The sequence below is a fragment of the Streptomyces sp. PA03-5A genome (assembly GCF_033792725.1).
GTDB lineage: Bacteria > Actinomycetota > Actinomycetes > Streptomycetales > Streptomycetaceae > Actinacidiphila.
The window spans coordinates 1-944 of sequence record NZ_JARAVL010000087.1 but is presented as its reverse complement, the minus strand read 5'-3'; the positions used below and the strand labels follow the sequence as shown (position 1 = coordinate 944).

1 protein-coding gene is annotated in these 944 nt (G+C 76.2%); it reads right to left on the bottom strand.

Annotated features, from left to right (window positions below; all coding sequences use genetic code 11):
* Positions 1-944, bottom strand: a 944-nt coding sequence (locus PV410_RS44585) for an FtsX-like permease family protein (RefSeq protein WP_500332391.1), incomplete at both ends; no start/stop codon positions are given.

The following is a 944-nucleotide window of genomic DNA, read 5'->3' as shown; positions in this document are numbered from 1 at the left end:
CCGGGTATGTGGTCGTAGACGCCGCCCTGTCCGAACGCCGGGGTCGAAGTGCCGGTCACACGGACGTCGGCTCCCACCAAGAAGTCCGCCTGGTCGCGCTGGGAGCGCTCCCAGCTCGCGTTCTCGCCGATCGCGAACATGCTGATCGACACCGCGAAGACCAGCAGCAGGGCGGGGCCGGCGCCGCGGCCGGTCCGCCGCGCCAGTTGCCACCCGGCCAGCGCCGTGGGCAGACCGGGCGACCGGGCGGCCAGCCGCTCCCCGAGGCGGGCGGCCAGCGGCAGCAGTCGCAGCGCCAGCACCGCGCCGGCCAGCAGGCACAACGCGGGCGCCACCACCAGCACCGGGTCCACCCCCAGCGCGCCCGTGGTGTCCGTCGTCAGCGCGCCGGACCCGCCGCCACGCCCGGACAGCTGCCAGTAGCCCAGGCCCGCCACGAGCAGCAACGCCACGTCGGTGCCCGCCTGCACGGCACCCGGCAGTGCGCCCTTGCGGGTCCGTGCCTGCCGTTCGACGGCGTAGGTGCCCGAACGGCGCAGCGCCGGCGAGGCCACCGCGACGCCGCAGGCGAGCGCGGCCAGCACACCCGCCCACCAGGCCGTGGAGGACGGCACGTCCAGGTGCACGTCCGCCCGTGCCAGGGCACCGTGCCCGGCGAGCAGCCGTACCAGCGGCCCGGCCAGGAACGGTGCCAGCACGGCGGCGGGCAGCGCCAGCAGCAGTGCCTCGGTGGCGGCCAGGTTCGCGATGCGGGTCCGCGAGCCGCCGCGGGCCCGCAGCTGGGCGGTCTCCTCGGCGCGTTCGCTGGCGAGCAGGCCCGCCACGAGCATCAGCGCCAGGCCTGCGAGCACGATCAGCTGCAATGCGCTGATGAGCAGCGTCGAGCGGCTGACCAGCAGGTTGCGGCTCAGGTCGGCCGCCAGGGCGGGCAGCTCACTGCTCGC